This is a genomic window from Lacihabitans sp. CS3-21 (assembly GCF_024343675.1).
GTDB lineage: Bacteria > Bacteroidota > Bacteroidia > Cytophagales > Spirosomataceae > Leadbetterella.
In genome coordinates this window covers 82,059-108,965 of sequence record NZ_RJUD01000001.1, presented here as the reverse complement: position 1 = coordinate 108,965, position 26,907 = coordinate 82,059, and the positions used below count along the sequence as shown (strand labels likewise).

General features: G+C 37.3%; 25 protein-coding genes. 13 read left to right on the top strand and 12 right to left on the bottom strand.

Annotation, left to right across the window (positions count from 1 at the left end):
* The first annotated feature begins 64 nt into the window (after positions 1 to 64).
* Both EGI24_RS00445 and EGI24_RS00440 read left to right on the top strand, forming a co-directional pair.
* Positions 65 to 721: a response regulator transcription factor gene (locus EGI24_RS00445; RefSeq protein WP_255046183.1), complete on the top strand. Its 657-nt coding sequence runs from the start codon at positions 65 to 67 to the stop codon at positions 719 to 721.
* A gap of 25 nt (positions 722 to 746) precedes the next feature.
* Positions 747 to 2,555 (top strand): sensor histidine kinase, encoded by a 1,809-nt coding sequence (locus EGI24_RS00440; protein WP_255046182.1) that lies wholly within the window; start codon positions 747 to 749, stop codon positions 2,553 to 2,555.
* Between the two features lie 343 nt (positions 2,556 to 2,898).
* On the opposite strand, the gene EGI24_RS00435 is transcribed toward EGI24_RS00440, so the two are convergent.
* Entirely contained in the window at positions 2,899 to 6,114 is a 3,216-nt protein-coding gene (locus EGI24_RS00435) for a S41 family peptidase (RefSeq protein WP_255046181.1), read from the bottom strand.
* A gap of 482 nt (positions 6,115 to 6,596) precedes the next feature.
* Between EGI24_RS00435 and EGI24_RS00430 the strand changes: the two genes are divergently transcribed.
* Both EGI24_RS00430 and EGI24_RS00425 read left to right on the top strand, forming a co-directional pair.
* Complete coding sequence (locus tag EGI24_RS00430) at positions 6,597 to 7,442, top strand: AraC family transcriptional regulator (protein ID WP_255046180.1); 846 nt, start codon at positions 6,597 to 6,599, stop codon at positions 7,440 to 7,442.
* A gap of 72 nt (positions 7,443 to 7,514) precedes the next feature.
* Complete coding sequence (locus tag EGI24_RS00425) at positions 7,515 to 8,138, top strand: cupin domain-containing protein (protein WP_255046179.1); 624 nt, start codon at positions 7,515 to 7,517, stop codon at positions 8,136 to 8,138.
* 48 nt (positions 8,139 to 8,186) lie between these two features.
* On the opposite strand, the gene EGI24_RS00420 is transcribed toward EGI24_RS00425, so the two are convergent.
* On the bottom strand, positions 8,187 to 8,819 hold the full coding sequence (locus EGI24_RS00420; RefSeq protein WP_255046178.1) for a TetR/AcrR family transcriptional regulator: 633 nt from the start codon (positions 8,817 to 8,819) through the stop codon (positions 8,187 to 8,189).
* A gap of 76 nt (positions 8,820 to 8,895) precedes the next feature.
* On the opposite strand from EGI24_RS00420, the gene EGI24_RS00415 reads away from it, so the two are divergent.
* Genes EGI24_RS00415 through EGI24_RS00405 form a run of 3 tightly spaced genes read left to right on the top strand, consistent with a single transcriptional unit; the run spans position 8,896 to position 10,808 of the window.
* Positions 8,896 to 9,309 carry a cupin domain-containing protein gene (locus tag EGI24_RS00415; protein WP_255046177.1) on the top strand — a complete coding sequence of 138 codons (414 nt, stop codon included), beginning with the start codon at positions 8,896 to 8,898 and terminating at the stop codon, positions 9,307 to 9,309.
* Between the two features lie 19 nt (positions 9,310 to 9,328).
* Positions 9,329 to 10,375 carry a hypothetical protein gene (locus tag EGI24_RS00410; protein ID WP_255046176.1) on the top strand — a complete coding sequence of 349 codons (1,047 nt, stop codon included), beginning with the start codon at positions 9,329 to 9,331 and terminating at the stop codon, positions 10,373 to 10,375.
* Positions 10,376 to 10,427: 52 nt separating this feature from the next.
* Positions 10,428 to 10,808: a hypothetical protein gene (locus EGI24_RS00405; protein WP_255046175.1), complete on the top strand. Its 381-nt coding sequence runs from the start codon at positions 10,428 to 10,430 to the stop codon at positions 10,806 to 10,808.
* 126 nt (positions 10,809 to 10,934) lie between these two features.
* Here EGI24_RS00405 and EGI24_RS00400 read toward each other — a convergent pair whose 3' ends face one another.
* The 5 genes from EGI24_RS00400 to EGI24_RS00380 form a co-directional block, all read right to left on the bottom strand.
* The gene (locus EGI24_RS00400; protein WP_255046174.1) at positions 10,935 to 11,363 is read right to left on the bottom strand and encodes a DUF1761 domain-containing protein; all 429 of its coding nucleotides are present in this window, start codon (positions 11,361 to 11,363) and stop codon (positions 10,935 to 10,937) included.
* Between the two features lie 57 nt (positions 11,364 to 11,420).
* Positions 11,421 to 12,314, bottom strand: a complete 894-nt coding sequence (locus EGI24_RS00395) for a sugar phosphate isomerase/epimerase (protein ID WP_255046173.1) — start codon at positions 12,312 to 12,314, stop codon at positions 11,421 to 11,423.
* Positions 12,315 to 12,357: 43 nt separating this feature from the next.
* Positions 12,358 to 13,410 carry a selenide, water dikinase SelD gene (selD, locus tag EGI24_RS00390; protein ID WP_255046172.1) on the bottom strand — a complete coding sequence of 351 codons (1,053 nt, stop codon included), beginning with the start codon at positions 13,408 to 13,410 and terminating at the stop codon, positions 12,358 to 12,360.
* Positions 13,392 to 14,432 carry a tRNA 2-selenouridine(34) synthase MnmH gene (gene mnmH / locus EGI24_RS00385; RefSeq protein ID WP_255046171.1) on the bottom strand — a complete coding sequence of 347 codons (1,041 nt, stop codon included), beginning with the start codon at positions 14,430 to 14,432 and terminating at the stop codon, positions 13,392 to 13,394. Before mnmH ends, selD begins: the two co-directional genes overlap by 19 nt.
* A 292-nt stretch (positions 14,433 to 14,724) precedes the next feature.
* Positions 14,725 to 15,513, bottom strand: a complete 789-nt coding sequence (locus EGI24_RS00380) for a CDP-alcohol phosphatidyltransferase family protein (protein ID WP_255046170.1) — start codon at positions 15,511 to 15,513, stop codon at positions 14,725 to 14,727.
* A gap of 210 nt (positions 15,514 to 15,723) precedes the next feature.
* On the opposite strand from EGI24_RS00380, the gene EGI24_RS00375 reads away from it, so the two are divergent.
* From EGI24_RS00375 to EGI24_RS00365, 3 genes are all read left to right on the top strand, one after another.
* Positions 15,724 to 16,299, top strand: a complete 576-nt coding sequence (locus tag EGI24_RS00375; protein WP_255046168.1) for a Crp/Fnr family transcriptional regulator — start codon at positions 15,724 to 15,726, stop codon at positions 16,297 to 16,299.
* Positions 16,300 to 16,462: 163 nt separating this feature from the next.
* Positions 16,463 to 17,566 (top strand): hypothetical protein, encoded by a 1,104-nt coding sequence (locus tag EGI24_RS00370; RefSeq protein ID WP_255046167.1) that lies wholly within the window; start codon positions 16,463 to 16,465, stop codon positions 17,564 to 17,566.
* A 70-nt stretch (positions 17,567 to 17,636) separates the two neighbouring features.
* Positions 17,637 to 18,251 (top strand): hypothetical protein, encoded by a 615-nt coding sequence (locus EGI24_RS00365; protein ID WP_255046166.1) that lies wholly within the window; start codon positions 17,637 to 17,639, stop codon positions 18,249 to 18,251.
* A gap of 55 nt (positions 18,252 to 18,306) precedes the next feature.
* Here the strand turns inward: EGI24_RS00365 and EGI24_RS00360 are convergent, their stop codons facing one another.
* Entirely contained in the window at positions 18,307 to 18,447 is a 141-nt protein-coding gene (locus EGI24_RS00360; RefSeq protein ID WP_255046165.1) for a hypothetical protein, read from the bottom strand.
* 260 nt (positions 18,448 to 18,707) lie between these two features.
* On the opposite strand from EGI24_RS00360, the gene EGI24_RS00355 reads away from it, so the two are divergent.
* The 3 genes from EGI24_RS00355 (at position 18,708) to greA (ending at position 20,137) form a co-directional block, all read left to right on the top strand.
* A complete protein-coding gene (locus EGI24_RS00355; protein ID WP_255046164.1) occupies positions 18,708 to 18,836 on the top strand; it encodes a hypothetical protein in 129 nt (42 codons plus the stop codon).
* Positions 18,837 to 18,944: 108 nt separating this feature from the next.
* Positions 18,945 to 19,403 carry a hypothetical protein gene (locus tag EGI24_RS00350; protein ID WP_255046163.1) on the top strand — a complete coding sequence of 153 codons (459 nt, stop codon included), beginning with the start codon at positions 18,945 to 18,947 and terminating at the stop codon, positions 19,401 to 19,403.
* A 263-nt stretch (positions 19,404 to 19,666) separates the two neighbouring features.
* Positions 19,667 to 20,137 (top strand): transcription elongation factor GreA, encoded by a 471-nt coding sequence (gene greA / locus EGI24_RS00345; RefSeq protein ID WP_255046161.1) that lies wholly within the window; start codon positions 19,667 to 19,669, stop codon positions 20,135 to 20,137.
* Positions 20,138 to 20,330: 193 nt separating this feature from the next.
* On the opposite strand, the gene EGI24_RS00340 is transcribed toward greA, so the two are convergent.
* The 4 genes from EGI24_RS00340 to EGI24_RS00325 form a co-directional block, all read right to left on the bottom strand.
* The gene (locus EGI24_RS00340) at positions 20,331 to 23,189 is read right to left on the bottom strand and encodes a gliding motility-associated C-terminal domain-containing protein (RefSeq protein WP_255046159.1); all 2,859 of its coding nucleotides are present in this window, start codon (positions 23,187 to 23,189) and stop codon (positions 20,331 to 20,333) included.
* A gap of 251 nt (positions 23,190 to 23,440) precedes the next feature.
* Positions 23,441 to 24,505, bottom strand: coding sequence for a hypothetical protein (locus EGI24_RS00335; protein WP_255046158.1), 1,065 nt, complete (start codon positions 24,503 to 24,505; stop codon positions 23,441 to 23,443).
* 57 nt (positions 24,506 to 24,562) lie between these two features.
* Entirely contained in the window at positions 24,563 to 25,579 is a 1,017-nt protein-coding gene (locus EGI24_RS00330) for a zinc-binding dehydrogenase (protein WP_255046156.1), read from the bottom strand.
* A gap of 7 nt (positions 25,580 to 25,586) precedes the next feature.
* Positions 25,587 to 26,903: an MFS transporter gene (locus tag EGI24_RS00325; protein WP_255046155.1), complete on the bottom strand. Its 1,317-nt coding sequence runs from the start codon at positions 26,901 to 26,903 to the stop codon at positions 25,587 to 25,589.
* Between the last annotated feature and the right edge of the window lie 4 nt (positions 26,904 to 26,907).

Below are 26,907 nucleotides of genomic sequence, written 5' to 3'. Positions count from 1 at the left end.
ACGTCAAATGCCCTATTGTTTTTTGCCATGATAAAATCCTACATTTGTATAAAAACAAATGTCCATGATTACGATTGGCCTCGTTGATGATAACCCAACATTGCTGCGAAACATTAGTCAGAATCTCTCGATTTTTGACGAAGTTCAGGTGTTGTTTAAAGCCAATGGTGGTCATGATGCCTTAGACAAGCTCAACAATCACCACCCCGACATGCTCCTGATGGACATAGAAATGCCCGAAATGGACGGCATAGAAACCACCAGACGGGTAAAAGAGCTTTTTCCTGAAATAAAAATAATGATGCTGAGCGTGCTCGATCGCGAGGATAAAATTTTTGAGGCCATAAAAGCTGGTGCATCGGGATATTTGACCAAAGATGAAAAACCCTCCAAAATTGTAGCTGCCATAGAAGAATTGATGGAAGGCGGTGCTCCGATGTCGCCAACTATAGCCATGAAAACCCTTAAAATGCTTAGAAGTCAGGAGGTGGTAGGCCAAAAGACCGAATCTTATCTAAGCCCAGAATCTTATAATTTATCGAAGAGAGAAATAGAAATACTTGAGAAAGTTGCTGCCGGACTTAATTACAACCAAATAGCTGACCAACTTTTTATTTCTGCCAAAACTGCACGTAAGCATATAGAAAATATTTATCAAAAGCTTCAGGTACACTCTAAATTGGAGGCTGTGTCAGTGGCACAAAAGAATAGGTGGGTATGATTTTAATGTAAAATGATGATTTAGTATGAATTTTGTAGTCAAGTGTCTTATAATTGCGTCCTTTTTCTTGTTTTCTAATCAATCTTTTTCACAAAAGAATAAAATTGATAGTCTCAAAAATCAACTACTTTTAATAAAATCGGATTCTTCAAAAGTGAAATTGTGGAGTAGCTTAGGTTCTTTCTATGCCGATGCAAAACAGATTGATTCTTCTGTTTATTTTTCACAATTAGCAATAGACTTTTACAAAAGAAATAAGAACTTGAAGGCGGTTTCTTATGAAAAACTTATTTTAGGCTATCGCTATAAAAATATTTATAAGTTTCCTGAGGCAAAAAGACATTTCATTGAATCATTGAATTTTGCTACACAAATAAAAAATGAAAATTATAAAATTTCAGCGTATGAAGGTTTGGGTTGGTTATCACATGAAATGGGAAATCACTTAGAATCGATAGATTATTTTAGAGAGGCATTAACAATTGCTAAATACTTAAAAGATGAGGAAAGAATTGTCGAAATCAATACTTATGTTGCCAATAATTACATCGCAATGGGTAAATATGAAGATGCTCAAGAACAATATTTGAAGGCCGCAAATTATTATAAAAAAAAGAAAAACCTAAAGAGTTATGCCAGCCATTTATCAACTTATGGCAATTTATTCCGTAAAATCAATGAATCTCACAATGCTGAAAAACCACTACTAGCAGCCTATAAGATTCAAAAACAAATAAATGATAAGTGGAGCTTAATTGATGGTACAAGATTTTTAGGAATGCTATATACAGAAACGAAAGATTTCAAAAAAGCAGCAATGTTTTTTGAAGAATCACAAAATTTGGCAAAGGAATTAAATGACAATAGTTCAATGCTAAAATTATACTATACATTAGAGCGATTTTATTATATAAAAAACGATATCAAGAATGGTGATAAATATCAAAAGTTAATCCTAAAAATGAGAGATTCTCTTTACACCACCGAAAAAAACAAACAATTATCCGAATTTGACATAAAATACAAAACCGCAGAAAAAGAAGCCAAATTGAAAGCCGCACAACTTGAAAATGCCCAAAAACGTAATTGGATTATTGGTTTGAGTTTGGCTTTGTTAGGGATTTTGGTTTCTGGCGGACTGTTGTGGAGGATTTCATCGATAAAAAGGAAAGCCACAGAAAATGAAAAGCTCAAAAATATTGAAATAGAAAACCAAAAGAAACTATTATCTGCCAAAGAAATAGAACGCCAACGCATAGCCAAGGAACTCCACGATAGCGTTGGTTCTCAACTGACTGTTGTTAGTACAAGTCTTGACAATGCCTTTTATCTTTTTGAAAACCAAAAGCTTCTGCCCGAAAAACTTGAGAATATTTCTGGTGAAGTACGCTTGGCTGCTCAGAGTTTGCGAGATACGATTTGGGCCACGTATAATTCTGAAATTTCAGTTGCAGATTTGAGGTCGAGGATCCAGGAATTTGTAAAAAAATTCAGTGATGAAAATAGCTTCAACGTTGAAATTTATATAAAAGGTGAAGAGGTAGTTTTAACTCCGATTCAGGGCCTAAATCTATTCAGGATCGTGCAGGAAGCACTTAATAATACCCAAAAATATGCTTCGGCGAGTTTGGTGAAAATTAATGCCGATTTTTCTGAAAAAAACTATTTTTTAGAAATAACAGATAATGGTAAAGGCTTTGATTTAGAGCAAAATAAAGTCACGGAGTCTTATGGACTCAACAATATGAAAACCCGTGCAGAGGAGATTGAAGCTAAATTAGAAATAAAATCTTCTCTTGGTGGAGGTACCGCCATTATATTTGAGAAAGTATAGGCACTTGAAACTACAAAGCCTCTTTATTTTATCGCTCTTTCTTCTGTTTGTTAAAGTTTGGGCATGGCACATGGCGGCGAATTTTAAACACATAATAGAACTTGCCTGTGAAGCCGTGAAAAAGATGGCAGAGTTAGAGAAAATGTGTCTATCTACAAAAGGTCAAACACAGTTTTTTGAACTTTGCTTTTAGAGATAAAATCAATAAAGTGAGGTTGTTGGGCAAATTTATGTGTAGATCAGTTTAAAATTGACCAAAGATGGGTTCAGTCGATATGTAGCAAAAAAACGTCGGCATGGTTGAAAAAACCATGCCGACGTTTTAAAAAGATAATCTTAAATTTTATTTCTTAGCATCAATATCTTTCAAAAGCACTTCAACTGCGGTTTTGAGTTGGTCGTCAGTGCCTTTTGAAATCCAATCTGGTTGATTTTCTACGATAATATCTGGCACGGCGGGCCCAAGTTCTTGGTTTTTATCAGTGGCTTTCGTAAACCAGCCACGGAATGGTAAACGCACAAATGAACCATCCATTAAGGCTTTTCCACCAGTTGAAATTACCGAACCATTGGTTGGAACGCCCACCAATTTGCCGACCCCGAGCGTTTTGTAAGCATGTGAGAAAATTTCAGCGTTTGAGTAACTGCCTTCATTACAAAGTGCAATCGAAGGTTTTGTCCAAGCGGCATAAACCAAGCGTTCGCCTGTTGGATAATAATCTTTAAACTTCAACTTATCTTTTTCCAAATCATTACTCGCTCCTCTTGGAATCGTATAGGCATGTTGCTTATAATTGAGCATCGTCATTAAATAATCGGTTGTTGAGCCCCCCCCATTATAACGCACATCAATCAGCAAGCCTTCTTTTCCGTAGCCTGCTGCGGTAAATTCACGCTCTACTACTTCAAAACTCGGGAAATCCATGCCTTTGATATGAATATAACCCAAACGTCCGTTTGAATATTTTTCTACCAATTTCTTGCGGTTTTCTACCCATTCTTCATACAAATTGCTCGAAATACTGGCAGCCAATCTAATAGCTACTTCACGAGTTTTGCCATCGGCGGCTTTTATGGTCAATAATACTTTTTCGTTGACTAAACCATTTAATAAACCATGAAAGTTAGTAGTTTCGCTTACATTTTCACCATTTACCGCCACAATTACGTCACCCTCGTTGAGTTTGCTTTTTTCTTTATCTGCAGGGGTTTCTGGCACAATATGATTGATTTTCACACCACCAATTACAGGCGAAATTTCAGCACCCAGCAGTCCAGTTGCTTCACGTTGTGTTTCGGCACGGTCGGTTACGGTAAGCCCCATGTGGCTGGAGTTGAGTTCACCCAAAAGCAGGTTAAACATATCTCTAAAATCATTGCCCGTGCTGGCATTTACGCAACGCTCTTTGTATTTATCATGTAATTTCATCCAATCATTTCCATGAAATTTAGGGTCGTAAAAACCATCACGAATAGTACGCCATGCTTCTTCAAAAACTTGTGTACGTTCAGCGGTATAATCAACTTTCATTTTTGAAACAAAAGGTAGATTTTCGGATGCACTCGTTTTTATGTCAATTCTACCCAAAGCTCCTTGTTTAGCAAAGTATAAGAATTTTCCCTCTTTGTCCATCGTCACGCCATTTGGATTTGCTCCGCCCTTCGTGATTTCCTTCAAATCTTTTCCATCCCATTTGATGCTAAACAAATCTCTACCTTTGGCATTGCTGCTGGTGGTTGTGTAGTAAAAAGTTTCACCATCTTTCGAGATTACAAGGTCGCTTTCATCGCCAGGGAAGTTGGTTACTTGCACCACACGCTCATAGATTTTATCGAAATCAATCTTGATTGGCTTCGGAGTTTTATCTTTTTTGTCGTTTGGTTTTGCTGGAGCAGCTTCGGCTGGCGTTTCGCGTTCTTGCCAATCTTGGATTTCCTTTTCCCAATCTTCTTTTTTGAGCCATACAAACCAAACATCGGCACTTCGGCCCACACTTCGTTGTGAAATAAAACCTAATTTCGAACCATCGGCACTCCAAAACGGACGGCTATCGCCTCGTGGGTGCATCGAAACATTAACTGGTTTTGAGGAATTATCAGCTGCCTGAATGAAAACTTCTTCGTTGAAATACAAATCTTCGAGCGAATATGCCAACCATTTATTATCTGGACTCCAAACGATACTGCTTGGCGATGCCCAACTATCATTCATGATTTTTTCGTTTGATAATTTGCCATCGGCCGAAATATCGGCTACTACAAAAGTCCCTCTTCCACGCACGTAAGCAATCTTTTTACCATCGGACGACACACTCAAACCATTTTCGTCGGTTGGAGTTTTGGTTATTTGCGTAAGTTCGTGCTTCAATGATTTGAAGATATTGCGTTGGGTTGTATCGGCCGAACGAACCATGTAAATATCAAAATTTCCATTGGCACGGTCGCTCGTAAAAAGTAGCGTTGAATCATTCAACCAAGTTGGTTCAACATCACGAAAACCATGTTCCGAAACATTGATACTTCTTGATTTTTCTTTATCGGCTTCTTTCAGAAAAACCTCACCGCGAATCGAGTATGCTAACATTTTTCCATTGGGAGAAACTGCATATTGGCTTGCTCCTGTGGTAAATGTTTTTTGTTCGGTGGCATCCAAACGGTCGTCGGCACTGATTTGTACGTTGAGCTTTTGAGTTGAACCGCCCGAAGTTTTCATCGTATATAGGTTCATGTCTTTCTCGAAAACTATCGAATTACCATCAGCCGACACACTAAACGCACGAATTGATTCATCTTTAAAATTGGTCAATTTTTCAGCTTTTTCGGCAGCTTTGCCATTGGTATCAATTTTTAGGCGATAAATATTGTACGCACCATCAATACTACTCAAAAAATACAGCGAATTGTTTCCGCCCCACTGTGGCAACACATCGTTGGTTTCAAAACTTGGAAGTTGCTGATAAGTTTTGTTTTTAGTATCATACAACCAAAGGTCACGGTCAGAACTTCCTTTGTAGTCTTGACGAGCAACTGGGTTAATATCGCCACGGACAAAAGCCAAAAAACGGCCATCAGGAGAAAATATTGGGTCATGTCCAACGGCATCTAAAAAACGGGACTCAGTACCGCCTTTCGAGCTGATTGTATAAACTTCACTTGGACGTTCGATTTGCTTGAATTCTCGGTTGGTAGAAAATAAAATTTTATCGGCGTGAGTCCAGCTTGAAATATTATCTGAGCCAGAATGATAAGTCAGACGCTTGGGCATTCCGCCATCAGTTGGCATTACGAAAATATCATTGTTACCAAATCTTGACCCTGAAAAAGCAATCTGATTGCCATCTGGGCTAAAAACTGGATTGCTTTCATAAGCTTCGTGTATGGTCAAACGAGTAGCTTTTCCACCCGAACTTGGCACTGTCCAAATATCACCTTGAAATGAAAATGCTACTACTGAGCCATCTTTATTGATTGCTGGCTGACGGAGTAGTAAATTGTTTTGTGCTTGTAAAAAAAGGCTTGAGCAGCCGAGAATTACTGCACTTAGAATAGTTTTTTTCATATAGCGTTAGTTTGTTGAAGGGTCAGAGATATAACCCTATTTCATAAACAAAGTTATGATTTTTAGACAATTTCCAACAAAAAAGAGAGCAAAGTGTATGTCACATAGACCAAATCTAAAAAAATGACACAATAATTTGACGAAATAAGGTACTCCCACTTGGACTTCAACAAATTCTTGAGGTCTCTTTTAAGCATAAATATTTAAAGCAAAAGGAATTTTTTTATAGTGGGCCAGGCCTTTCAAATATGCAATAGCCGCCAAAAAATCGGCAATTTCATAGCCTTAGCATATTAGTTAAAATATTTTGACATAGCCAATTTCATACATCAAGTCAAAAAAATTACCGGTTTTACACCTAAGGAATTCAAAAAAGCTTTCGCTGCCCATCACTTCCCGGTTAATTTATTTGTTAGTTTCATTTTTTACAATTTTCATATTCAAAAATTCTTTTAACTTGCAGAAATTCAATTCTTTTCTGAATGGATATACCGATCAATATAAAAGTAAACGAAGGCATGGATTTCTTTATTAAGAAGCCCAACGCCCTTCTTTTGCCATATATTGACCTTATCTGGGCGAGCAATGGCAAGCCTAACTTCAAAGAGGAGCGAGTTATTCCCGATGGCTCTTGTCTGTTGCTTTTTAATTTTGGAAAACCTGTCGCCAGCGTTAGTGGGAAGTTACATTTGCCCATTAAGCGTTGTGTCTTTACGGGGGTTTTTACCAATTTTATTTCTATGAAATATGAATCAGAAGAGGAAATTCATCAGCAAGTTGGGGTAATTTTCAAATCTGGAGGAGCCTATCCTTTCATAAAAATTCCGATAGAAGAGTTTAAAAATCAAGCTATTGATGCCGATTTGATAAACAAAAACCTCTTCGAAAGCATCTATCACGATTTGGGGGAAGAGGAATCTTGCGAAACTAAGATATTGATCCTTGAAAAATTATTGACAAATATTCTTTCAAAATTTGACAGCCTAACCTTACCACAGGATTTTATAAACTTAGTAAAATTCCGAAACGAACTTAACATCAACGCAATAATTGACAAAACAGGTTACTCGCATCAGTATGTCAACAAAATCTTGCGGTCTTATGCCGGCGTAAGTATCAAAAGCCTCCAAAATATTTTTAAAGTAGGTCAGGCTATTCAAATGCTCCAAGGGGACTCAAAAATTGAGAATTTCACGGCTTTAGCACATGAATTAAACTATTTTGACCAAGCCCATTTCATACATCAAATCAAAAAAATGACGGGTTTTACACCCAAAGAATTCAAAAAACTTTCGCTTCCGATCACTTCGCGGGTTATTTATTTGTGAGGTTCATTTTATACAATTTTTGAGTTTTTGTGGTCCGTAGCTTTGTAACATAATCATTACAATTTTATAGCCATGATTCAAAAAACAATAATTTACATTCTCGGCTTTCTCATTCTTTATTTGGTTGGTGGAGGTATTTTGTTTAACCATGTTTTCCCACCAAAACCGATTGATTACGCAGCATATTTCGAGAAACACCAACAGTTTGCAAGTAAAGAAGAGGGAATGCAATTAAGCATAAAAAAGCTTGACGAGAAAAAAGTTTATCTGAAGGTGTCGCTTGAGCCTTATGCAGCAGGGCCTCCCGGACACATTCACCAGGAGTTCGATGAGTTTTTTGCAGTAGAGAAGGGAACGCTGAGTTTACTCATCCATGGCCAAAAACGGACCTTAAAGGCCGGTGATAGTATTTTGATTCCGAAAGGTACACCGCATAAACCATTTAATGAAACTGGCCAAATGGTTATCTTGAACGATAGTTCAGATATTCATCCTACCATGCCATCACATTTCGCTTATGGTCTAAGTCAGCTCTACCCAGTCATGGATCAGCATGGTACTAAATCACCCAAAGTGCTTTTGAAGTTGGCTAGTTTGGGACTCAAATTTGACACTTGGGTGGCAGATGTGCCTTTATTTCCGCAAAAGGTCATTCGTTGGCTGGTAGGACCTACTACTCGTTTATTTGGGGATTAAATATTTGATACATTTTATGGACAAAAAGTTTTGACTGGAAAGGGGAATTTAACCCTTATAGTTCAACACAGATTTTATTAGATTACGAATTGCCCAATGTGTGGTTTCTCGTATTTGTTCAGGGTTGAGTCCACAAATGTCTTTAAGAACCAAATAAGATTCCAATCCTATGAGTACTGAAAGAGTGTTTATGAGGTGTTCGTATTGGTCAATCGAAATTTCATTCTGGAAGGGCTCAAGAGCTTTTTTGATGATCGGAATTCGTCTCGCACCACGGAGTTTGGTTTTAGGAGATTTTATAGATTCTTGAAGCGAGGTGCTCAAGAATATTCGAAACCTGTCCTCGTTAGTCTGGGTCATATTTAGATGATAATCTATGGCTTCTGACATTCGATCAGCCAGGCTGGCACTTTTGAAGTTTGCGAAAATCTCTTCTGGGTCTTTGGTGTTCATGGCCAGTATTGCCTCTTGTTTGAGGGTCTCAGGGTTGGAGAAATACCGGTAGGCTGTGGCCGTGGATATTTGTGCTCTTTGGGCCACGTCGTCAATATTAAATACGATGCCTTCACTCAAGAGTTGATTGGCGGCATCTAAAAGAAGCTGGCGTGTTCTTTTCTTTTGATCTACTCGACCAACACTTAGTGACAGTTGGTTTTTGCTTTTGTGAGAAATTTTTCTCATAATTATTTGGAATTTATTTTTTCTCTAGTTTATATTTGTGAGAAAATTTTCTCACAAATATACAAATTGTATGGAAATGTCAAAAAAATATTGGTTAATTGGTCATCTTATTTCACCCATAATGACCACTGAAAATTATGATATGGTTATCGGAGAGACTTCTGGGCCTCCTCCACATTATCATGCCGGACTTACGGAGTTTTTTATGGTTTTAGAGGGCGAAATGGACTTTATACTTGCTGGTGAGAAGAAGTTATTAAAGCAAAATGACTTTGTAAATATACCGCCAAACACGGTTCATACATTTTCTAATCCCAGCAATCTACCCAACAAATGGCTGAATATTCACGATCCTGTAGGTTGGTTAGATTTAATGAAAACTTTCGGAATTGAAGAGGATCAAGAAGGTGCTGAGGCTTTGTCAGTTTCTGGAGAAATTATCGGGAAACTTGTCAGAAGTGCGGTGGACTTTGACATGCACATTGTTTAGATAATTAAACTTTATATACATGAAAACTAAACTTTTTATATTATTAATGGCTGTGCAGAGTATAGTAAATGCACAAAGTTTTACGATTTTACCAAACAATGCCACTAGCAATGCTCTAAATACCACGGCAAATAAAGTTGGAATCAATGTGGTTGAGCCCAACTCCGAGCTTCAAATTAATCGGGCAGGTAATGTGAATTCAGAAATCCAGTTTACCAATGGAGCCACTGGTACAAATGCCAACAATGGCCTTTGGTTTGGAATTGACAATTCGGGTAAAGCTTTCTTAAATAATAAAAAACTCAACTCTGAGTTTTTGATAAATTTAAATGAGTCTGGTACATTTGGAAACAGCCTTTATAGGTTTCGAGAAGAATTAAGTACCAATAGGTCGATTGTTTCCTATAAACGAATTGTCGTAGATGACACCACCAATACTTTAGACAATCTTGTGAGTTATAACCTCGAAGCGATTAGTCGTAATAATACCGTGGGCTTAAGGTTACAAACCCAAGGTTATATTTCGCAATCAGAGTTTTCAATCAAAAGATATCCCTCCAGGAGTACTTATTCTATGGGTGGTTATAGCTTAGCAGGAAACACAGTTTTTGAGAACAAGGATCCATATAGTCAAGGCGATTTCATTTTTCTTGAAAAAGATATTCGCTCATTTTATAATGGTGGTGAAACTCGAATTACGCCCAATTCAGTTTCTATCGGTATTGCAAGCACTGCCAACGTTAGCCACTCGCTTGAAGTAAATGGTACCGCAAAAATTGGAACTACAGGTAATAAAATAACTGCTATCACAAACTATGATAGAGTAACCACTTTTTCGAACCTCCCAAGTGGAGTAACCCAAACCGTGTTGTTTAATTTAACCAATATAACAAAGGCAAGAAACACTGTGATGGTCTCACCAAATGTTGCTCTACCATTAGGCCTGAGCATAGCATCAGCCATGGTTTCGAGTGATGATTGGATCGAAGTAAGGTTTACCAACACTTCAACATCTACTATTAGCCTTCCGATGACCTCTTTTAACTTTACGGTTTTTACATTTTAAATGCTGATTATCAATTTATTAATTCGTGAAAAATAATTAAAATTTCAATTAAATGAGAACAAATTTTATTCTAATTCTTCTGGTATGCTCGGCACTTTTAAACTCTTGCACAAATGAAGATACAAGCCCTGACCCCACGTCTCAAATAACCAATAAATGGTGGTGTGCAAAAGCTGGTACGGGTACCATTTCTTCGCAATATTTTAAAGCAGACGGTACTTGGGAACAAGGCTCTAAAGGCGGTCGGTTTAACGACACGGGCAAGTGGGCTTTGTCTGCCAATAAAAAGAAAATTGTAATCAGCAATGTATTAGACAATAACAAGAAATCAAAAACTGGTTGGGAATACGATATTGAGACCTTTTCAGAAACTAGCCTCAAGATGAATTGGAGTGCTTTCGGGGTAATAATGGATTTGGAAGTGTGTAAGTAGGAAATTATAATGGTTAGGGTTAAATGGCTCCGTTGATTTTGATGGGGTCATTTTTTTTGCCACAGATTCACAAGTTAATAGTTTAAACAATAGTGAATCTGTGGCAATTTTATTATCATTTATAGTTTAGCCCATGAAAGTCAGAATTCCTGAAACCAACAATAAAGAAGCCAAAGCATAGCCCGTGTTGATAAAGAACAGTTTCCAAGAGCGGCTTTCCCACACGATGGCTCCAAGATGGTAGGGAACATAAAAACCCAACCAAGTAAAAATGGCAGAATTGAGGATAGTCCCAACTTTTCCCATCTGATCCATCCCCGGCACAAAACTCCATGCGGCGTTGTTATGAGCCAACACATAAGCCATAAAGAAGTTTCCGATGAGATTAAAGACCATGCCTTTTATCATCACTTTCGGGTCAGGCGTTTGAGTTGTATCCATTTTGAGTTCTTTGGCCCAAGCTTTACCGAAAAGTGGCGTGTACCAAAGAAAACCAAGCACAAAATGGGCTACTACGGCAATGGTAATTGCCAAATAATTGATGTTTAAATCCATGATTGATAGTGTTTTAGGGTTTTGAAATACCCCTAAAATTAGGAATATAAAACTATTTCAAAAACTATTTTTCATGAATTCTACAAATTTTGGCAAAGCCTCCTCAGGATTGGGTAGCTCAGGATGCCAGCGTTTTTCCCATTCGAAACTGATGAAGCCTTTATACTTTTCGCTTTCAATTATGCTAAGGATTTCTGCAATAGGTGCTTCGCCTTTGCCCGTGAGGGTATATTCGTAGGTATTATTGGATTTAAAAAAACCGTCTTTTATCTGTACGATTTCTATGTAATTTTTGAGCGTTTCATACATTTTTTGTGGACTTTCTTTGGTTATCAAATGCATATTAAAAAAATCCCAGATAAGTCCAATGTGCTTTTTATCAAAGCCTTGCATCATTTTAAGGAGGTCTTCTGACCAAACCAAATCACCGTGGGCATCGAGCAGCACTTTTACTTTTGAACCTTTGCAATAATCGATGAGTGTTTCGTAATTAGACTTTATAGTATCTAAGGCAAATTCCTTGGGTTTCTCTTTCGGGAATTTATCAGGAAAAACTCTTATAAAAGGACACCCTAATTCTTGTGCTAAGTCTATGTATTTTTTGGCTATATCTAGATTTTTGTTGCGTTTTTCAGATTCATATTCGTGCAGTACGACAGAGGAGTTGAGATTTAAGATTTTTACATCAAAATCTTTAGACATTCGTTTGATTTCAGATAATTTACTTGGTTCGAATGCAGGACTGTTCAAAATATCCACATCGCCCTTTATTCCTCTGATTTCTATGGCTTTGAAGCCATACTTTTGGGCATTTTCAAAAATTTCTTTTAAGCTCCAATCGGGGCAAGCCAAAGTATTAAAACAAAGCTTTCGTTTGTTTTTAGGTTTTGAAAAAGCCTGTGAGCCTATCAAAAAACCAAGGCTGGTTTGAAGGAAAGTTTTTCTGTTCATACAGTGGAGCAATTTATCAAATTGCCTTTAAAGATAACACAATTTAAAAAATTGTGCCACCAATATTCACCACAAATTCCGAAGTTTCAGTCAAATATCCCATCGGTTCACAGAAATCGGCTAATCCATTTTCTGTCAAAACTTTAACAACTTCCGAAGCTTGGTCTTTAGCCACAGCAATCAACAAACCACCGCTGGTCTGTGGATCGGCCAAAATTGCTCTTTGCTGATCCGTCAATGGGGCAATTTTGTGTCCATAACTATCCATATTTCTGTTGGTTCCGCCAGGAACTGAACCTTGGGCTATATAATCATATATTTCAGGCGTAATTACGGGTATTTTTTCAAAATCAATAACTGCACTCAAACCTGAGCCTTCGGCCATTTCGGTTAAATGTCCGAGTAAACCAAATCCAGTTACGTCTGTCATGGCCGAAACACAAGCCAATTTTCCTAACTCTTCGCCAACTTTATTCAATCGCATCATTTGATGGGGTGCCAGGTCTTTATGTGCGGGTTTTAAGATGGCCTTTTTCTCGGCCGTTGTCAAAATTCCCACGCCAAGTGGTTTGGTCAGAAACAACACATCGCCCTCTTTTGCTTGGTTGTTTTGTTTGATATTTTCTAATGGGACTATTCCGTTTACGGCCAAGCCAAATATGGGTTCTGGTGAGTCAATACTGTGTCCACCTGCAAGAGAAATTCCCGCTTCAAGGCAGATGCTTCGGCTGCCATCTATTACTTTTTGAGCCACTTCTGCTGAAAGTTTATTGATAGGCCAACCCAGAATGGCAATGGCCAAAACGGGTTTACCTCCCATGGCGTACACGTCGCTGATGGCATTGCAGGAGGCAATTCGACCAAAGTTATAGGGGTCGTCAACGATGGGCATAAAGAAATCCGTGGTAGAAATTAGGGCGGAGCCATTGCCAAGATTCAGTACTGCGGCGTCGTCTTTGCTATGATTACCTACGATGAGATTTTCGTTATTAGGTAGGGCTATGTTTCCTTTCAAAATCACGTCTAATACTTGAGGTGATATTTTGCAGCCACAACCTGCACCGTGCGAATATTGCGTTAGTCTAATTTCTTCCATTGTTGTTCTATGATTTTTTTTGCGTTTGCTTCAACATTCACGCTTTCTCCTTCTATTTTAATAACCTCTCCATTTTCTTTGGCATGAAGGCCTTTTTCGTACCATTTATCATAATATCGCAGTAAAATACCAAAACAGGCACTCAGATTTTGACTCTCTAAATGTTGTAGGGCATTCTTGGTTTCGAGTCCGCCAAGTCTTTTTTGTATTCTTAAAATTGCACTTTTCAGTTCGCCAAATGGAAGTTTTCCGTATTCATCTACCAAATATTTAAGGCGTTCGTCAAACGGAATTTGGAGATAAATCAGATTGCTTTCTTTCATTTTTTGCCATAAAATATTTGGAATATTTACATTACCAATTCGTTGACTTTCGTCTTCCAGGAGAATGATTTCCGCTAAATTTTTAAGGGAGAATTTTTGTGCAAGTAGGTTCTCAAACATCTCTTGGCTAGGTTGTGGAGGTTGATTGATGCCACCTAAAGCTGAGCCTTTATGATTGGCAAGGGCTTCTAAATCAACCATTTGCATTCCTGACTTCTCTAATTCATGAAGCAAAGGCGTTTTTCCACTTCCCGTATTTCCGCTTAAAATGGTAATATCATAAGGCCTTTCAAATTGGCTCAGAACCCAATTGCGATATGCTTTATAGCCACCAATCAACTGATATACTTCGAATCCATATAGATCTAATAGCCAAGCAACACCACCACTTCGCATACCGCCACGCCAACAATGCACCAGTATTTTTGTGTTTTTGGTTTTCACTAATTCTTCTACCTCTTCTACCAGGGCTCTCATTTTTGGGCCGAAGTAGTCTAATCCTATTTTTATAGCTTTTTCTTTGCTTTCTTGCTTGTATGCCGTGCCTACAACTTTTCGTTCTTCGTTGGTAAATAGGGGTAAACTATGAGCGGTAGGTATGTGGGCATGAGCATATTCACCAGGACTTCTTACATCTAAAACCAAGTTTTCCCTAAATATTGCAACAAATTCCTCGATTTCAATTTTATTGATTGCCATCTTTTTTAATAAAAAAAACACCTCAAAAGGGTGTTTTTCAATAGTCTTTTCTGTTTTTCTTTTCTTGTTTTTCCTGCTTTTTTTCTTTAGCTGTTTTGGCAGGTTCTTTTTTTACAGCTTTTTTGGCGTCTTGTGCTTTTCCCATTTTTATAAGTGTTTAATTGAAAAAAGGAAACCAAACTTGGCCCTAAAGGGCTGTAGTTTTTGGTCTTTAATTTACAACGACTGCAATTTAAAAATATTTATACTATTTTCACTAAAGTATTGAAAAATTAGCTCTTGAAAACTTCAATCACCCGTTTCTTTTCGAATATTGATTCAAGGCCTTTCTTATGGTAATCATAATGGGTAACAAAACGGTATAAGCAACAAAAAACAGAAGGATAAAGTGCAAATAACCCAATATTAATAATACAGAAATAAGCATCAGCTGAAAGCCCAAACCATATACAGAAACGAAGCTCATAAACCAGTTGGGGTAGTTTTTGGAGCGGTGAGCATTGACATCCAACATTTGGATAAATCTATCAAAAAACCCATATAAAAAATTGAATATCATAAACATGACGTTTACGGTTTTCTGATTTTCACCTGCAAAAGCTATTGGTGCTTTTTGCTCAAAAACCTTGCTGGTGTTGTCTCCTCCGATGCTGATATTTCGGAGAATGACGTAGTAATAGTTGTACAAAGTACCTTGTAACTGTATACAAATGAAAGCCAAAAATGTAATCCAAATAGGCGAATGGCTCAGAAATCCAATAGAAAAAAGTAAAAGAAAATTTAGTACAATATCAAAAATGCTATCCAAATATCTACCCACATACGAAGGCGTATTTTTTTGGCGAGAAAGTTCGCCGTCAGCAGCGTCTAGTATCGATTTTAGAATAAGAAAAAATGCAGCAGCCCAATAATATTCTTCAAAAATCAGGTAAATGGCCAACAAACCAGATACCCCAAATGCCAATGTAATATGAATAGGCGTGACCTGGGTGTTTTTTAAGAAGGTTGCTATTCCTCTAGCAATAGGCCGACCATAATCCGAAAAATCAATAAATTTGTCCTCAGGAGCGAGTTTCGACATCGAAGTTTTAAAATCCGTAATGCGACAAAATAGTCGTGGTTATAATTTCATAACCTAAAAATGGTGATTTTGGTTTAGACACGTATAAAGATTCTGTTTAAAAAATAAACTCAGATGTAGAATTGGTTGTATATTCAATCCTTTGTAAATCTACCAATTCTTGTTTTATATTTGTGTTCCACAAAATCTTTATAAACCACCCAACCAAAAATGCAGTTAATAGAATATTTCCAACAAAATCACAATTTACCAACCGAATTGCTCCAAAACATTGATACACTCTTTGAAAGAGTAATTTTTGAACCAAACGAGTTTCTATTGAAAGAAGGAGACACTTCAGACAAAATATACTTTGTAGAAAGTGGAATTCTCCGTGAATTTTCGTATATTGAATCTGAATCTGAAATAACACATTGGATATTGACAGACTCGGAATGGATTTACCAAGTAGAGAGTTTTGAATTAGGCATAAAGTCTAAGAGCAATATACAAGCGGTAACCAAAACCAAAGCCCGCTACATCAAAAAGGCGGCCTTTGAAGCACTGGCCATATCAGGCTTGGAAGTTCTTTTGCAGATTCTTAAAATCTACCGAAACTACCTCTTGCAGTTGGAGTTCCGTAACCGCTTGCACCAACTGCGTAAAGTAGAAGACCGCCTAGCTATGTTTGAAGCACTACAGCCCGGCCTTGCTAACCAAGTACCACAGTGGATGATAGCCTCTTTTCTGAACACCACCCCCAGCCACCTGAGCAAAGTACGCAGCAAACGGAGACTTAAAAAATAATGTTGCTACATGAATTGCAAAATGACAAGCCATTTCTTGTCATTTCGCAATTGTTCGTCTCAAAAACCTTTCAGAACTTTACAAGCAACAAAGCCCCCGAAGATCTTGGCAGACGCAGGGGGCTTTGGATATTTAATTTTTTAACAATTAAACATGTAAAAATATGAAACATTTGTCAATGATTTTATTTTTAACAGGACTATTTTTTTCATGCAAAAATAGTATTCAAGAAGATTTAACCCCAGTTGAATCTCTAAATTCTAATAAAATTTTAATACCCTCTACAGCAAAGCTCTATGATGGAAAGGGTGCTAAATTAAGTTATTTGGAAGGAAATTTTCAATATGAGCAGTTCGCTAAATCACTTGCCAAAATATTGAAAGACAAAGAAGTACGACAAATTATTAAATCAGAAGCCAATAAAAAATTTGATGGTGATTTTGATATTTTAGCGAAGACTTTTTTATCAATAAATCTCTCAAACGATAGCTTTAAAAATATTTATAACAGAAATAAAGAAGGAGAGACTATTGAATCACTAATTAGTGGAAATGAAAAATTAAACATTAGTATTCCTTTAAATATAGAAAAGTGGAATGAAATTTCTAAAGAGGTTTTAGTTGTGGTTGCAAATGGTGCAATTGAAAATGAAACGAAGCAATTGAAAGCATTTGATAGCAAGGGAAAAACGTATTTAATTGATGCAAAAATACAACCGGATCAACCTGTAATAGTAATTGGTAATAACGAAAGAATTGGTTTAGATGTTAATAAATTAGATAAAAAAGGAGCGAAAGTTGCTTATGCGAGAAATTTGGGGAATGCAGAAATAATTAACTACATTCAATGCCCGAACCTTAGTGATATTGAGTCGTGGTACTTTGGTGGGCCAGAATTACGATTTAATGTAGTAGTTTATAATGTTTCGTATTCAACCGCATTTTCTCCAAATCCGCTTTGGTCAACTCCATCGAGAAATCAAGCTTCTGGGGGGTATTCTGCTTATCTTAATTTGTTTAATTGGTATTTCAATACTTCACATGGTCAAAATTATGTAGTAAATCCTTTTGAAATTGATGATGCTGGGTCTACCCAATCATTAACTGTTGGAGTGAATGGAACTTCGACTCAAGGAATTACAGCCTCGTATAATATAACATATAAGGCTCAGGATAAGGTTTTGGCTGGAAGACTAATTAATTATTTAGATTCTGCACCAACTACGGTAGGTGATGATAGGATTTTTTATAAATTAGAAAACCAATAAAATGAGAAACAAGTAATCTGCCTACTTGTTTTCAACAAAAAAATGTTAAACTTTTTTTAATAAAGTAGTTATGTTTAGAAATGGTATACTTCTAGTTTTTCTGGCGTTTTCTCCCATATCCTCTTTTTCTCAAATTTCCATAAATACTAAATATGGTCGCTCTTTTTATTCAAAAGGTGACTTTAGGGGAAATGATTTTCAAATTGGTCTTCAGAAAAGAATGTCAAAAAACTTTGAAGCTAGTTTAATGCTAGGAAGTTATCAATTTTCTAAATCAGATGAATATTATTATAAAGCAACTCCTTTGGGTTCGTTTGATCAATTAGCAGAATTTAGACATTTAGTTCTAATTAATCATCTAGATTTAGGTGTTAATTACATTTTAGTAAATAAAAAAATTAAAGTTGCACTTGGTGTTGCAGGCTCGGTTTCACGATTGATAACAACAAGTCCGAAAGAATATTCTATTGTTTTTCCTGATATTACGGATTTCTCTTTACCTATATATCAAATCTATTTTGAAGATAAACTAAAAACTACAATTGTTGGCCCTTCTGCAAATATAAATTGTCAGTATTCAATTTCAAAAAATGCAATAGTTGGTTTGTCATTTTCTTATTTACAACTTAAGGACATCCTTATTTGGTCTTTTCCTTTGAATTTTAAGTACCAATTGACTAAGTAGTCTAATTACCATCGACTTAATTGGATTCTTCTAAGTAAATCCTTTCCTTTTTCTGCTAAAAAGCTCTTTCCGCTTCTAAAATTTTGGCGTTTTTGGCTGGTTCAATTAAGCATAATACTTTTGGCTTGACATTTGCAAAGCTAAAATATATTACTTTTGCAAAACCTATTATAAAAAGATGGCCTTCGATTTTCATTCTGACCCAGCGATTTACTTCAAACTTTAGTACAACTACATCAAGGACAATATTATACCTTGGATAGAAATGCAAAAACCTATTAATGCGGGTATGAAAGTGTTGGAAATCGGCTGTCGTGACGGTGGCGTGTTATTGCCGTTTATAAAGTGAGGATGCATAGTGACAGGCTTCGACCATGACCGAGGCCCTGTAGAAAGTGCCCAGCAAATATATACAGAAGATATAAAACAAGGTAAAGCCAGTTTTTTGTAAAAGATGTGCAAGACTTTATTGCCGAAAATAAAGACAATCAGTCGGCCAAGTTTGATATAATTGTACTCAAGGATGTAATAGAACGCGTTTATGGTCATGAGGAGATGATCAGCAATTTCAAATACATTTTGTAGCCAAGATGAGTGATATAATTCGGTTTTCCACCTTGGTAAAATCCCTTTGGTGGTCACCAACAAGTACTGAAGAGCAAACTTTGGTCACGATTACCTTACTTCCACAAGTTGCCTAATTTCATTTATTACGGCATAATTAAACGTTGGGAAAAAGACTCTTTTGGCTTCATAAAGGCCTCTAAGAAGACCCAAATCACACCCGAAAAGTTTGAGAGATTGGTTTGGAACACAATTTCGAGATTCTTGAAAATCATCATTATCTCATCGGAACCATGTACAGGTATATGTTTGGACTTAAGCCGAGGTGACAGTTCGGCATTCTATAGGGCATTCTATGTTTGCGTAATTTTTTCACCACAGCAGTTAACTATGTCATTCGCCAAAAGGCCTGATTATGCTCCTAGGTGTTTTTTTTCGAAAGTTCTTCTGGTACCCATTGCAGACGGCAAACTTCTGAGGAGTTTAGCTCATGCCGGCTTATTTTTGATAGATACTTATTTCGACAAAATAAACGTAAACTACTTTTTAACAACGTTTAATTGGCCTTTGTCGTCGGTAAGTTTGTAAAATAGGTGGCTGGATGGTGGTTAGGGGCCTTGGATACGGTAGGTGAAAAATTAGCTTGACACACCAAAAAAAAGTGTTATCTTTGTTGCCTATATGAAAAGAATGCAAAAAACGAAATTTACATTTTCTAGCAAAACTTAGCCGAGTTTCTGATTTTATTTAATATCAGGAACGGTCGATTTTCGCCGTTCTTTTTTTTTCTACCCAGCCTGAGAGGGCGGGTTATTTTTTTTAGTAGTATTAACATTAAAACTTAAAAAAACATGTCATTTCAATATTATACACAGGAAGGATATGATAATTTGAAAAACAAACTCAACGACCTCAAAACGCGTGGACGTAGAGAAATATCAAAAGCCATAGCTGAGGCCAAAGACAAAGGAGACTTATCTGAAAATGCAGAATACGATGCTGCCAAAGATGCTCAAGGTTTGATGGAAGGAGAGATTTCGAAGTTAGAAATATTGTTTTCGAACGCAAGAATTTTGGATGAGTCTACGATAGACATTTCTTCAGTTTCTTTGATGAACAAAGTGAAAATCAAAAACGCCAAAAACGGTGCTATAATGACCTATATTTTGGTGGCGGAGGAAGAGGCTGACCTGAAACAAGGCAAAATCTCCATCAACTCACCTTTTGCAAAGGGTCTTTTAGGTAAGAAAGTAGGCGACAAAGCACAAATTCAAGCCCCTGCTGGTATGGTGGAGGTTGAAGTAGTAGAGATTTCGATGTAATCGATTGTTTATAAGAACATTTAAGGGAGCTTTTGCTCCCTTTTTTGTTTTATAGTGTTTTTGATTTTTTTAACATGAAGGGATGAAGAATATGAAGGGACATGTAGGGTTGTTTTTAGTCCCAATGTTCTTAACCTCTTAATTTTCTTAATGTTAAAGTTTCACAGTCTAGTTTTAAAATGAAGTTTCATTTTTACTTAATCAATGTCAAATAACCCTTGAAAGTCTTGGTAAGTCCTGCCCTGTCTAGCTTTTCAAAATTCACCGAGATATAATAATAATAGACGCCAGCAGGTAAGTCTTTGCCTTTTAGGTCTTTACCATCCCATTCGAGCCTTTCACCAGTGCTTGTAGCCACTTTTAATCCTTGAGAAGAATAAAGGTCGAAATTTATATTATTGATGAAAGCAGGACAATTCAAAGGAGAGAAAGTGTCATTTTTGCCATCATTGTTGGGTGAAAACACATTCGGGAAACTCAAGTCTTCGCAGTTGTCAAAGCATATTTTATTGCTAATTTCACTTTCAATTCCTATCGAATTTTTGGCAGAAATATAATAGCATCCAGCAAAGCCGTCTTTTGAATTTCTTCTATGCGAAAACGTAGTACCAGAGGAGGCATCTTGGACAGCAATTAAAGTTGGTTTTTCGTCTTCATATCTAGCGAAAAATATACTGTAAGACGCAATATCTTGCCTGCATGCAGCTGTGCCGTTTGTAGTTGGGGTGTTCCAATTTATCTTATTTACAAATACATTGTCATCACAAAAATCTTTTGCGGTAAGCCCCACACAACCTGAGCCGCTTCCTCCTGGTGTATTTACAATAGCAGGTGGACAAGGTGGCGACTTATCAGATGCACTTCCACAAGCTATTTGAGAGTAGTTCTCTAGAACACCATACTGTGGAAGCTCGGGATAAGCACCATAGGTAACCACAAAATAGCAGTGTGTTTCTCCATTTTGGATGTCATACGAGATGTCTCCATCAGCTTTTTCCTCATCTAACCCATTATCAGTAAAACTAAAAGTATTGGCTAGGGTTACATTAACCTTTTTTACCAGATTAAACTTGCCCAAATTGAGTTTATCTTCTCTGTAGATAAAATGCGTACGGTTTTCGTTTGACCACGGCACGTTGGCTTCCCAAGAGAGTTTCAAGGACTTGTCGTCTGGCAACACACCCAGCTTCACACTTGAAGCCACTGCAGAACTACTGAACAATTTGCTCGTTTCTGTATAAAACTCCACTTTGTATCTGTAAACCAACTCTTTGGTATTGAGGTTTTTGTCTGTAAAAATAGTGTCTGCTGCTGTGTTTAATAGCGTGTTTTGGGTATGCACTAGGGTGTAGTTTTCACCACCAATTCCTATTGCTCTGTAAAGTTTGTACGCATATGGGCCTTTGTTTTCCTCTATTTTCAGGTCCAAAGGCTTTGTCCAGTTTACCAATATTTCGCCTGTCGTAAGGTCGGTTTTAGTGACTGATACCTTCGTCATGACATTCATGCCTTGTTTTATTTCGGATCCAATACAAAACTCTGTTGAAGGAGCACTTTGCATGTTTAAGAATTGATTCACGGCTAGCTCGGTCACCAATCTGTAGCTGTAGATTGATCCTTTGTCAGCTTTGGTGTCGAGGTAAGTGCTGTCTGCTACATTCACTTCTCCTACGAGGGAATATCCCCAATCATTCGGAATACCAGAAGCACATTCACCTGGATTTAGTCCACTACAACCGCTTTTTCTGTAAACCAATATTTTGCCCGCTGTCTTACATACTTTTTGTGCCTGCCATGTGAGCTTTATGCCAGCATCAGTTTCAAGTGCCGTGAGTCCTAGGGGCCTGGGTGGGAGTACACTTATTTTAATGGTTTTAATATCAACCAATTGAATATCAAATCGTCCGGGATTGTCTTCCACTTTAAAAAGTACGTCATAAGCTTGCTCACGCACATGCAGACAGTTGGTGTTCCACGTGAAAGTTCCATTGGCTTGTTTTTTCGTAACCGCGGCTTTAAACTTCGCTGCTTCAGGTTCTACGTATTTGAAAAACAGTCCATTGGCATCGAGATTATAAACTCCTCCAGTGGAGGTTATTTTAAGAGGTTGGTCGTCTTTGTCTGTTGCTTTTACTTCAAACTCCAGCTTTTTACCTGCTTCTATACATATATCTGGTGGAAGAATGAGTTCAGGACTATTATTGTCTGATTCTGCCACAATTATCTGCATATCTCGGACTATTTCCCCTATTTTTATATAAGTTCCATCTGGAGCTTTTCGCCATTCTTCTATAATAAATGCAACGTTATACTGTCCTATTTCTCTTGGAGCATCCCAAATGAGGTCACCCGTTCGTGGGTCTATTCTAAAAGTTGCAGGACCCGTTCCTGCTTGATTGAGTACAGGGGATGGCCCAACGGTGCTAGGGTCGAGGTATCCCGCAATAAACTCTCCTATCCCAGTGTCTACGCCTTTGTCTCGTTGAGGTGTTGTTAATTTATATGAAAGGCTGTCTCCATCAATGTCAAAAGCACCAGGATTATGAATGAATCTTTTGCCTATTGCAGCGGAATCTAAAGGAATATTGAGCAAAACGGGTGTGCTATTTAAACCGAAACTCGAACTGATAACGATGGTAGTTTGAACAAAAAAACTGATGTTTTCGGAAGGTTGAGGAAGGTTTATGGTTCGTTCATTTCGGTTAACTATTCCGCAACTTATGGTGTATCTGCCTGGTGCTGGAAACGTAAATGTGGTGTCATAAACGTTACACATGGTGGTCGGACTGATCAGAAATTTCTTTTTTCGGGTTACATTATACGACTCCACTTTATTCGTAGAAAAACCAAAATAGAAACTTACAGTTTCCTGCCCGTCGTTAGCCGCTCTACCATTTACCTGATCCGTGAATGTGGTCAACGTTACTTTGTAGGTAAGTTGGGTTTCAGATACCCGTTTGGCTGTAATTTCGCCGGCACGCAAGTGGGTGGCATAACTCCAAAATGGACAGGCCAATATCAATATAAAAAGAAAGTGAAAGGTTTTTCTCATAGTAAAGCTTCGCTTATGTGCTTACAAATACGCTGTTTATGTCCCAAAGGTTAACGGAATCCCGATAGTTATCGGGTGGTTTTTATTGTATTGGTCAAAAATAACCTAAATGCTTTTAAGAAAACGACAAAAACTGTTAAAATATTCTGTTATCAAAGTATATAAATAGTGCTCAAGAAGTACAACTCAGTGTTGACGCTAAAGTTTCGAAATATCAATCTCTATTTGGTTAAAGTTCTTGAGCTAGATTATCAAAATCCATTATAAAATATATCCAAAGCTTTCTTGTCATTAAGTTCCTGTAACTCCCTGAGCCATTGTTTAAACCAGCCCTTTTTTTGTAAATGAGATTCTTCAATATTTTGTTTGATTTTGGAGATACTAATTTCAATATCCCTTTTCTTTTTTTCAAATAGCTTTTCTGAAAAAGTATAATTTTCATCGAAAAAGTCTTCAAACAAACCGTGAGCGTTTCTTTTGGCTTGAAGAACCGTTAAGTTGAGTTCGGTTAGTTGGCCAAGCAATATTTTGTTATATCGCTCAATCATATCATCGGCTAGAGCGTGTGCATCATTTTCGTTTTCATCGATATATTCTACCTGAAGTCTCAATAAGGCCATAAAGTCATTTTCTTTGTACGCCTTGGTGACCAGTTTTGAAATTTCGGTGTACTCTTTTTGTTTTTCGAGGTCCTGCTGGCGGTCAGGATGATATTTTTTTATAAGCCTGAAATATATGGCTTTGGCATCAAGAGCAAGAATTTTTTGTTCCTCTAATTCTTTCTTTTGCTTTTTGTTTGGTTGCTTTTCTTTTTTGTTAAACTTCTCGCTAGAATTTTTTCCATTTGTTTCAAACGAATTATTATCCTCCTTTTTATCAATTATTTCTTCTGAAGTTGGTTGTTTATTTTCTTCCAAATCGAACGGTCTTGGAGTGTTGTTAAAGTTAAATGCTTCTTTGGCGTATTTTTGATATAGATATTGTAATTCTTCATTATCAGGATGCGAGGAGGTTAAAAACAAACAAATTTCATCTAAAATATAGGTGACAAATATTTCTTTTTTTGTTTTTGAGATTACTATTTCGTCTACAATTTCATCTAAACGATATAATTTCTTTATATGCCATTCGCTTTCATTTTTTGCCAAAGGCTGGAGTTCATTTATGACACGCGGAATTGCCACACGCAAGCCTTCAGTTAGGTTTTTGTGCTGCTTTTTTCGTTTTTCAATTTCCTTTAGTAAGCTCTCGTATTTTTGTTGGAGTTTAGATTTCTTGCTTTCTGGCGTTTCTTTTTTTAATATTTTTTGAGTCATATTTACTCTTTTTGTCTTCCGAACTGTTGAGAATAATTTAAAAAAAGAAGTTTTTGTTCAATTAAATTCAATTATGATTTTGCTTTCATCGCCTTTCGTGGCCAATTCCAATGCAGATTGCAAATCATCAAAAGTCAATGTTCTTGAAATGATTTTACCTGGAGAGATAATTCCAGATTTGATTAGCTGAATCGCCCTTCTAAAATCGGCAGGATGATCATATATGATGGATGGTACGATATGAATGCCTTCTCGGGCGATTTTGAGTGGAGTAAATGTCGAAAGTCCTCCCGAAAGTCCCACCAATATAATTTCAGAACCTCTCGGAGCCGCAGCCGTTGCCAACGATGCGGTTTGTGATACCCCTGCACATTCAAACACAGCCGCTACTTCGTGCTTTTCCCAGGCTTCTGAAAGTTGAGCTACTTGATTATCAGCATTTCCGTCTGGTTTTATACCTATGGCTCCTTCTTTTATGGCCAAATTTAACTTTTCTTGCTGTGGCTCGCAAACTAGTACTTTATATCCTAAGGCTAAGGCCAAATGGTTAATTAACAAACCTATAGCTCCGAGGCCAATAATGGCTATCGTATCTCCAGGTTTGGTATTACTGTTAAATAACGCATGTACTGCCACTGCGGTTGGTTCCAATACCACAGCATCTTCATCGCTTATTTCATTAGGGATTTTCCAGGCAAATGCTTCTGGAAGTACTACATATTCGGCAAAGCAACCACTTTCATTAAGTCCTTTTACTCGTTTATTCACACAAATATTTCCTCTGCCTTGTTGACAAAATTTACACTTTTGGCAAGGAATATTAGGTTCAACAGCTACCCTTTCTCCCATTTTTCGGTTTTCTACACCAGCACCAATTTTATCTATTATACCTATGCCTTCATGGCCGATGATAGTCGGTTTTTCCAATGAGCGGTGTCCAAAAAATAAGTGAACATCTGAGCCACAAATACCCACTTTTTGAAGTTTTACCCTAACTTCTCCAAAACCCGGCTCGGGTATTTCTATTTCTTGAAAATCTATTTCTAAAGGTTTTTTTAAAAATGCAGCTTTCATAAAAAATTTAATCTAAACGTTTGGATTTAAGGCTATAAACGCTGACACCCATTAGGATAAGTGGGATAGAAAATACCGTGAACAGTAACCCTATACCGAGTTTTTGATCTGAAAGTAATCCAAAAAGCGATGGCCCTAAAATGGCTCCAAAACGGCCGATGCCTACAGCAAATCCCACTCCAGTAGATCGAATCTCTGTTGGATAAACCCTAGAAAGTGTGGGGTATATGCCGTTAAAGCCGCCCTGAACAAATATGCCAATGAGGAAAATTAAGGCAAAAATCAAATAAGGAGACAAGGCAACGTTACCATAGATAATCATGATAACGAATGCACTAAGCATATAAGTAAATACAGTTATACGGAGTCCAAGTTTTTTGGCTACCAAGCCAAGGCTTATGGTGCCAATTGCCGCACCAATGTTTAGTGCAATGCCCACATAGGTAGCCATTTGGAATGGTAAACCCGACTCTTTGGCGATGTTTGGCACCCAACTCATAATGGTGTAAAGCGTAAGAAAACCAAAAAATATAGCCACCCAGAGTTTGATGGTATCCGCTTGGAATTCTTTAGTAAAAAGACTCCTGAATGGTTTCGTGGCCGTTTCTAAGGGTTTTTCTGGCATTAAATTCACAGCTGCCAGTTTCATCTTGGTCAATAAGGCATTCATTTTTTCTAACGCATCTTCGGGTTGTTTTTTCACCAAATATTCCACTGAGTCGGTCATGAAAATAATGACGGCAATAAGCATAACAAATGACACGAAACCCGCAAACAGAAAAGCATAACGCCAGCCAAACTCAGGAATGGTATAAGCACAGAAAAGTCCTGTAAAAATGGCACCGACAGGCCAACCTGCCTGTACCAAGCCGACATTGAAATCTCGATTCTTGGTATTCGAAAATTCCGAAGCAGTAGCCGCCATGGCAGGCAAAATACCTCCGATACCAAGGCCAGTGACTAGCCTAAGAAGCAAGAGTTGGCTGTAACTGTCACAAAACCAAACCAATAGCATTCCCATAGTAATGAGAAACAATGAAATTATAAATATTTTTCTTCTGCCCAAAGTATCGGCCATGGGTGCTATGCCCAATGCTCCGATGGTCATTCCTGCCAAGCCAGCACTAAATATATAGCCCAACTGCACTTTCGAAAGTGACATTTCGGCGGCGATGTCGCTACTAGAAAACGACACGATGAGTACGTCTATGCCGTCGTTCATGTTCAACACAAAACAAATGGCGACCATCAAAATTTGGAAGCCACTCATCGGTTTGTTATCAATAAGATTTTTGAGCGTTTGGTAAGGGGGTTCTTTATCCAATTGT

Bases quoted from the DNA above. Each gene is read 5' to 3' on its own strand.
- EGI24_RS00375 (WP_255046168.1), top strand. From the start codon at position 15,724: ATGCAGTTAATAGAATATTTCCAACAAAATCACAATTTACCAACCGAA.
- EGI24_RS00425 (WP_255046179.1), top strand. From the start codon at position 7,515: ATGATTCAAAAAACAATAATTTACATTCTCGGCTTTCTCATTCTTTAT.
- EGI24_RS00360 (WP_255046165.1), bottom strand. From the start codon at position 18,447: ATGAAAATCGAAGGCCATCTTTTTATAATAGGTTTTGCAAAAGTAATA.
- EGI24_RS00445 (WP_255046183.1), top strand. From the start codon at position 65: ATGATTACGATTGGCCTCGTTGATGATAACCCAACATTGCTGCGAAAC.
- EGI24_RS00330 (WP_255046156.1), bottom strand. From the start codon at position 25,579: ATGAAAGCTGCATTTTTAAAAAAACCTTTAGAAATAGATTTTCAAGAA.
- EGI24_RS00400 (WP_255046174.1), bottom strand. From the start codon at position 11,363: ATGGATTTAAACATCAATTATTTGGCAATTACCATTGCCGTAGTAGCC.
- EGI24_RS00415 (WP_255046177.1), top strand. From the start codon at position 8,896: ATGTCAAAAAAATATTGGTTAATTGGTCATCTTATTTCACCCATAATG.
- EGI24_RS00430 (WP_255046180.1), top strand. From the start codon at position 6,597: ATGGATATACCGATCAATATAAAAGTAAACGAAGGCATGGATTTCTTT.
- EGI24_RS00405 (WP_255046175.1), top strand. From the start codon at position 10,428: ATGAGAACAAATTTTATTCTAATTCTTCTGGTATGCTCGGCACTTTTA.
- selD (WP_255046172.1), bottom strand. From the start codon at position 13,410: ATGGAAGAAATTAGACTAACGCAATATTCGCACGGTGCAGGTTGTGGC.
- EGI24_RS00410 (WP_255046176.1), top strand. From the start codon at position 9,329: ATGAAAACTAAACTTTTTATATTATTAATGGCTGTGCAGAGTATAGTA.
- EGI24_RS00340 (WP_255046159.1), bottom strand. From the start codon at position 23,189: ATGAGAAAAACCTTTCACTTTCTTTTTATATTGATATTGGCCTGTCCA.
- EGI24_RS00380 (WP_255046170.1), bottom strand. From the start codon at position 15,513: ATGTCGAAACTCGCTCCTGAGGACAAATTTATTGATTTTTCGGATTAT.
- EGI24_RS00395 (WP_255046173.1), bottom strand. From the start codon at position 12,314: ATGAACAGAAAAACTTTCCTTCAAACCAGCCTTGGTTTTTTGATAGGC.
- EGI24_RS00370 (WP_255046167.1), top strand. From the start codon at position 16,463: ATGAAACATTTGTCAATGATTTTATTTTTAACAGGACTATTTTTTTCA.
- mnmH (WP_255046171.1), bottom strand. From the start codon at position 14,432: ATGGCAATCAATAAAATTGAAATCGAGGAATTTGTTGCAATATTTAGG.
- EGI24_RS00435 (WP_255046181.1), bottom strand. From the start codon at position 6,114: ATGAAAAAAACTATTCTAAGTGCAGTAATTCTCGGCTGCTCAAGCCTT.
- EGI24_RS00335 (WP_255046158.1), bottom strand. From the start codon at position 24,505: ATGACTCAAAAAATATTAAAAAAAGAAACGCCAGAAAGCAAGAAATCT.
- greA (WP_255046161.1), top strand. From the start codon at position 19,667: ATGTCATTTCAATATTATACACAGGAAGGATATGATAATTTGAAAAAC.
- EGI24_RS00365 (WP_255046166.1), top strand. From the start codon at position 17,637: ATGTTTAGAAATGGTATACTTCTAGTTTTTCTGGCGTTTTCTCCCATA.
- EGI24_RS00420 (WP_255046178.1), bottom strand. From the start codon at position 8,819: ATGAGAAAAATTTCTCACAAAAGCAAAAACCAACTGTCACTAAGTGTT.
- EGI24_RS00440 (WP_255046182.1), top strand. From the start codon at position 747: ATGAATTTTGTAGTCAAGTGTCTTATAATTGCGTCCTTTTTCTTGTTT.